Genomic DNA, 6233 nt, shown 5'->3' on the forward strand with positions numbered 1-6233 from the left:
CGCCCCCGCCCGTCCCCCCGTGGCTCGGCGGCGACGGGATCGGGCGCGGGCGTGTCGGGCTCGTGATCGAAGGGCAGCGAAGGGCCCGCGCTCGACGGCCGCCCCGACCACGCGCGATCGGTCTCGCGGTGGACCTCGGCCAGGCTCGAGCGGAGGCGCTCGACCTCACCGCGAAAGTCGACCTTGTCGGCGCGGTAGTCCGCGCCCGCCGCCCGCGTGCCGAGGCGGTAGCCCGAGCCCGAACCCGAACCCGGTCCGGATCCCGACCTGCCCCCAGCCCGAGCGCCGCCGTGCTCGCCTCGATCGTGGGCAGCGAGTCCGTCGCCGAGGCCCTCGCGTCGAGACCACCCGGCCAGCGCCGCGCGTGCGCCCGCCCGCCCCGAGCTGGCCCAGTCGTGATCCTCGCCATCATCCCGGGGATCACCCGGGTCACCCGGGTCACGGGGGTCACCCGGATCGCTCGCGTCGGGCCTCCGCCACGGCGCGTCCGCGAGGTGCTCGCCGACGAGCTCGCGCACGACCGCGTAGACAGCCTGCGCGTCCGAGAAGCGGACCTCGGATTTTTGCGGGTGCACGTTCACGTCGACGGTCCCCCGCGGCGGCTCGACGAACAGGCACGCGGCCGGGTGAGTCCCGCGGGGCAGCGCGTCACCGTAGGCTTGCTTGAGCACGCCCACGAGGGTCCGCTCGCGCACGACCCGGCGCCGCACGACCACGAAGCTGGCCCCGCGCTGGCGGGTCGCCGCGCTCGGCGGCCCAAACCAGCCCTCGACGTGGACGCCGCGGCGCTCGCCCGCGAAGCGATGAAAGGGGCCCCCGCCCCCGCGGCGCTGGAGGACCGCGATCACCCGGCTGGTCTGATCGGCGGGGGTGAGCTCGAGCAGCTCGCGGCCGCCGTGGCGTACGCGAAAGTGGACCGCGGGGTGGACCAGCGCCGCCCGGGTGACCGCGTCGACGCAGTGCCCGACCTCGGTCGCCTCGCTGCGCAGAAATTTGCGCCGCGCGGGCACGCTCGCGAACAGGTGCGCGACCTCGATCTGGGTCCCGAAGGGCATCCCGATCGGCTCGATCGTCGGCTCCTCCCCGGGGCTCGAGCGGAGCCGATGGCCGACGGCCAAAGCGGCGAGCCGGCTGCGGATCTCGACCCGCGCGACCGCGGCGATCGAGGCGAGCGCCTCGCCGCGAAAGCCGAGCGTGTGGATCTCGACCAGATCCTCGGGCGCGCGCAGCTTCGAGGTCGCGTGGCGGGTGACCGACAAGATCAGATCCTCGCGATGGATGCCGTGGCCATCGTCGATCACCCGGATGCGCTCGCTCCCGCCGGCCTCGAGCTCGACCTCGACCCGCGAGGCCCCCGCGTCGATCGCGTTCTCGATCAGCTCCTTGACGATCGAGCCCGGCCGCTCGACGACCTCGCCGGCCGCGATCTGATCGGCGAGCGACGCCGGCAGCACCGCGATGCGCGAGTCGTCCGCCGAGCTCGACAGCCTGCCAGACACCCCGCCAGCCCCCCGACTAATCGTGGTCGACGACGCGGTTGCGGCCGCCGGCCTTGGCGGCGTAGAGCCTGCGGTCGGCGGTCTGGATCAGATCGTCGGCGTTGGCCACGGAGCTGTCGACGTCGGCCACGCCGATCGAGATCGTGACCGGGATCTTGCGGCCCTCGAACGCGAAGGTCTCGTCCTCGATCAGCTTGCGGATCTTCTCGGCGAAGATGTGCGCGCCGCGGATCTCGATCTCGGGCAGGATGACCGTGAACTCCTCGCCGCCGTAGCGGGCGACGACGTCGACCTTGCGCGCGCGCATGGTCACGAGCTCGGCGATGCGACGCAGCACGAAGTCACCGGCCCGGTGCCCGTAGGTGTCGTTGCAGCGCTTGAAATAATCGATATCAAAGATCAACAGCGCGAGCGGACGGTCGTAGCGACGCGCGCGGCTGAGCTCGCGCTCGAGCGTCTCCATGAAGTAGCGGCGGTTGAACACCTGCGTGAGCCCGTCGACGGTCGACAAGCGAAAAATCTCCTCGTGGTAGGAGCTCTCGATGTTGTCGCCGGACAGGAACTTGAAGATCGAACGACCAACCTTCACGAGGTCGCCATCGCGCAGATAGGCCTCGTGGATCTTGTTGTCGTTGATGTACGTGCCGTTGGTCGAGTCGTTGTCGCGGATCTTGATCCCGAAGTCGTCGACGATGATGTACGCGTGCTCGCGCGAGACCGCGTCCTGGCTGATGCAGATGTCGTTGGTCGTCGCGCGACCGATACGAAGATCGCGACCGACGATGTTGTACTTGCGCCCGAGGTCCTGCCCGTAGATGACCACCAAGCAAGCGTCCTTGCGCTTGACCTTGGGGCCTTGGGTGTCCTCCACCTTCGCGTGGACGATCGTGTCCTGGTTCTCGTCGCGCATGTGGCGCTCAGTCGTCGAAGGTCAGCGCGCTGACCGCGAGCTACCGACCCGCAAGCGTGGTCGTCGAGGGTCGCTCGATCGGCAGGGTAGCAAAACGGGACTCGGAAAGCTCTCCCACACGTGCCCCGGCAAACCCACCTGTAAAGGTGTCTGGAACGATTTTATGAGCAACGTGAGGCTCGGCAGTACATGTCCTCACGACCAATTCCCCGAAACTGATGCTCAGGAACGAGCACGGATGCCTCGCTTGATCTTCTCGACGGCGGGCTGGCCGTAGGGGTCAATTGACCAGTTCTCAGCTGTAACGGCCGTCTCGATCATCCCGTGGAGCATGAGCGCAGCCAGGGTCGCGGGGCTGCGATCGCGAGCGAGCAAAGTACGCGTGGGCAAAGTCATACTCTCAGCGCTGGCCTCGCGCTCGATGACCCGGAGGCGGGCGAGCTCGGCGAGGTCTCCCGCGTAGCTTCCTGCAGGGTCGTCGTCAAAGTCAACGAAGGTCACCCGCCCGCGCGCCGGTCCGTCCAGCAACAGCTGCGCGACGCTGTGCTGATCGGCGGGACCGCGCAAAGTGCACACGAGCTCGCCGACGCGGGAGCCGTCGTCGCGCTCGCGGCCGAGGCTCTCGCACTCGAGCTGCTGGGTCCACGCGCCCCAGTGCATCAGCACCTCGCTGTAGCACCACAAGATCGAGTAGGGCGCGGGGTTGGCCAGACGCCAGGCGAGGGAGCGCGCGAGCCCCTCGCGGGCGGGTGCGCCCGAAGCGAGGCGATCCCGCTCGTGGATCGCGGCGTGGGTCAGCAAGCGCGGATCGACGTTGGCCGCCTTGAGCGGCGCCTGCCCGACCGCGGTGAACACCGACCAGCGCCCGCCGACCTGCGCCGGGATCGCCAGCTCGACGTGCTGACCTGCGCTCGCCTCGCGCACGCGCGCGACGATCGGTGGCAGCGCCGCGTCTCGCTCGGGGCCCGCGATCGGATCGCTGATCAGCGTCAGCGGCTCGAGCCCGCGCGACAAGCACGCGTCGAGCAAGCGCAGGACCTCGATCGTGTTTCCGCTCTTGGACACGACCATCAATTTGGCGTTGCAGGCCGCGGCCCAGTCGAGGGTGTCGCCGACAACCCAAGGATCCACGGCGTCGAGGACTCGCAGGGGTCCCGGTCGCAGCTCCGCGACCTCGGCGAATTCGAGGGCTGCGCGAGCCCCGAGCGCGCTGCCGCCAAAGCCGAGCAGCAAGGTCGGCCCGACCGGCACCCCTCGCAGCTGCTCCTCGTCCACGATCCCGGCCTCGATGTCGAGCCACGGAGGCCGGGCGTCGAGGAGCTCGACGATCGCTCGATCGCAGCCCGCGACCGCGGCCTCGTCGGGCGCTCCGGCTCCGAGCTCGATTCGATACGGTGGGCGCGACTCGTCGGGGGCGGCCGCGTCCAACCATGGGGTCCGCGAGCCGAACCGGGACTGCTGGAGCTTGGGATCTCGCATGGATCGATCCCTACATCGCGGCCGCCGACGTTGCCAGATCCGCGCCTAGCCGGGCTGCTAGCCCCCCGGCATTGCAGCGATTTTTGACCCGAGGCCACCGGCGATGTATGGCGAAACAATGTCGGAAGAGCGAAGCGCGCGTGGCCGATTTGGCGGATTGGGCGCCATCTTCTTCCTCGCGACCCTCGGTGGAATCGCGTTTTACGTGCAGGAGCAGTCGATCCCGGAGGATCGGGACGAGCTGCGCAAGCCGGCCACGGTCCTGCCCAACGTGGTCGAGGACAACGCCCCGCCCCCGCTCGCGTGGCGCGACCGCCTCGATCTCGGCGCGATCACCCTGACGCCGATCCTCGAGGCCAACGCGCCGACCCCGGCCCCCGCGCAGGCCAACCCGGGCGCCCCCGCCGAGGGCGGCGCAGAGCTCAACGTCGATCCGGCCAAGGCCCTCTACGTCCAGGATCTCGCCGACGGCCACCGCCTGCTCTACACCCTCGACCCGGTCCTGCACGAGTCGGCCCAGACCATCTTCCGCAACCGCGAGCTGCCCTACGCCGCCGCGGTCGTCCTCGATCTGCGCGACAACGCGGTCCTGGCCTTCGCGGGTCACTCGAGCATGGATCCGCAGGTCGACCCCCTCGAGATCCTGACGACCGCCTGGGCCCCGGCCGCGTCGACCTTCAAGCTCGTGACCGCGGCCTCGCTGATCGAAAACGGCGCGGCGACCCCGGACTCCAAGGTCTGCTTCCACGGCGGGCTCCAGGGCATCACCGACGAGCTGCTCAAGGACAACCCGAGCCTCGACACCCGCTGCGAGAGCCTGTCGAACGCGATCGCCCACAGCTACAACCTCGTGCTCGCCAAGCTCACGCTCGGGCACCTCGATCAGCGCCAGCTCGACGAGACCGCGAGCAGCCTCCTGTACCAGACCGAGATCCCCTTCGAGTTCGCGCTCGAGCCGAGCCCCGCCCACATCCCGGCCGACGCGAACTCCCGGGCCAAGGTCGCGGCCGGGTTCTGGCACGTCGATCTCAGCCCGGTCCACGGGGCGATCCTCGCCAGCATCTTCGCCCGCGGCGGCATCTATCAGCCGCCGCACATCATCGCCCAGGTCGTCGGACCCGACGGGAGCGATCTGACCCCGCCGCTGCCCGATCACAGCCGCGCGCTGGCCCAGTCCGTCGCCGACCAGGTCGGCGCGATGATGGTCGGGACGACCAAGTACGGGACCGCGCGCGACAGCTTCCGCGATCCCCAGGGCGTCGAGTTCATCCCGGCCTACGACGTCGCCGGCAAGACCGGCAGCCTCACGGGCAAGCGTGACCCGGTCCTCAACTACAACTGGTTCGTCGGCTACGCCCCCGCCGATCGGCCGGAGATCGCGTTCGCCGTGATCCTGGCCAACCCCGCGAAGTGGCGGATCAAGGCCCACTACGCGGCCCGGCGGCTGGTCCAGATCTATCTCGAGCGGCGCGAGGCCATCAACGAGGCCAGGGCCGCCCGGCTCGGCCTCGACAAGCTCGACCTCCCGGCCCGCGACCCCGAGACCGGGGCCCTGATCGCCCGGGCCTCGGCCAAGCCCAAGCCCAGCCCCGAGCCGAGCGACGAGGCCGCGAGCGCGAACGAGGCCCCCGAGGCGGCCGAGGAGCTGCCCCCGGTCCCGGGCCCGCTGCCCTCCCTGCCCGGCCTCGACTGAAGCTCGACGGAGCCCTCCCCTATACTGGGGTATGCCAAGGGGCCCCACCGTCAGCGCGCGACGCTCAGCCCTTGGCTCGCTGCTCGTCGTCGCGGCGCTGTCGGGCGGACCCGCGGTCGCGGCGACGCCCCCCGAGCCCGAGGCCCAGCCGACGGCCGCGAGCGAGGCCGAGCTCAAAGCTGCGGCCCGGCTCGAGGTCCAGGCCGGGTCCGCGGCGTTTCAAGCCGGCGACTTTCAGCTCGCGCTCGATCACTACGAAGCGGCGATGGCCCTGCTGCCCGCGCCCAAGCTCCACTACAACATCGGGGTCTGCCACCAGCGCCTGGCCCTCGACGCCGAGTCCTCCGAAGACCGCACGCGCCAGCGCGACCTCGCGATCGAGAGCTACAACGCCTACCTCGAGCAAAACCCTGGCGCCGAAGATCGCCTCGAGGTCGCCGAGACGATCCGCGAGCTCGGCGGCTCGGCCACCACGATGCCGCGGCTCAAGCCCCTGTTCGAGGACGACGAGAGCACGCCGACCGACCCGCCGACCGAAGCGCCGACCGAAGCGGCGCTCAACGACGATCCGAGCGGCGAGCTCGAGACCGGTCAAGACCCGCCCGGCGACTCCCCCCTGACTGCGCCCGAGCCCCCCTACCCCAGCCACGGC

5 protein-coding genes are annotated in these 6233 nt (G+C 70.4%); 2 read left to right on the plus strand and 3 right to left on the minus strand.

Annotated features, from left to right (window positions below):
• The 3 genes from mutL to ENSA5_RS11345 form a co-directional block, all read right to left on the minus strand.
• On the minus strand, positions 1 to 1499 hold a 1499-nt coding region (gene mutL / locus ENSA5_RS11335; protein ID WP_106391660.1), incomplete at its 3' end, for a DNA mismatch repair endonuclease MutL.
• A gap of 16 nt (positions 1500 to 1515) precedes the next feature.
• Positions 1516 to 2409 carry a GGDEF domain-containing protein gene (locus ENSA5_RS11340; RefSeq protein ID WP_106391661.1) on the minus strand — a complete coding sequence of 298 codons (894 nt, stop codon included), beginning with the start codon at positions 2407 to 2409 and terminating at the stop codon, positions 1516 to 1518.
• Between the two features lie 222 nt (positions 2410 to 2631).
• Positions 2632 to 3888: a phosphoglucose isomerase-related protein gene (locus ENSA5_RS11345; RefSeq protein ID WP_106391662.1), complete on the minus strand. Its 1257-nt coding sequence runs from the start codon at positions 3886 to 3888 to the stop codon at positions 2632 to 2634.
• 157 nt (positions 3889 to 4045) lie between these two features.
• Here ENSA5_RS11345 and ENSA5_RS11350 point away from each other — a divergent pair, with 157 nt between their 5' ends.
• Together ENSA5_RS11350 and ENSA5_RS11355 are read left to right on the plus strand one after the other, a co-directional pair.
• Positions 4046 to 5581, plus strand: coding sequence for a penicillin-binding transpeptidase domain-containing protein (locus tag ENSA5_RS11350; RefSeq protein ID WP_181197640.1), 1536 nt, complete (start codon positions 4046 to 4048; stop codon positions 5579 to 5581).
• 31 nt (positions 5582 to 5612) lie between these two features.
• The coding region (locus ENSA5_RS11355) for a SirB1 family protein (RefSeq protein WP_146155575.1) at positions 5613 to 6233 on the plus strand (621 nt) is incomplete at its 3' end.

The organism is Enhygromyxa salina, assembly GCF_002994615.1.
Classification (GTDB): Bacteria; Myxococcota_A; Polyangia; order Nannocystales; family Nannocystaceae; genus Plesiocystis; species Plesiocystis salina_A.

Excerpts from the sequence above, each read along its gene's own strand:
- ENSA5_RS11340 (WP_106391661.1), bottom strand. The coding sequence starts at position 2,409 with ATGCGCGACGAGAACCAGGACACGATCGTCCACGCGAAGGTGGAGGAC.
- ENSA5_RS11345 (WP_106391662.1), bottom strand. The coding sequence starts at position 3,888 with ATGCGAGATCCCAAGCTCCAGCAGTCCCGGTTCGGCTCGCGGACCCCA.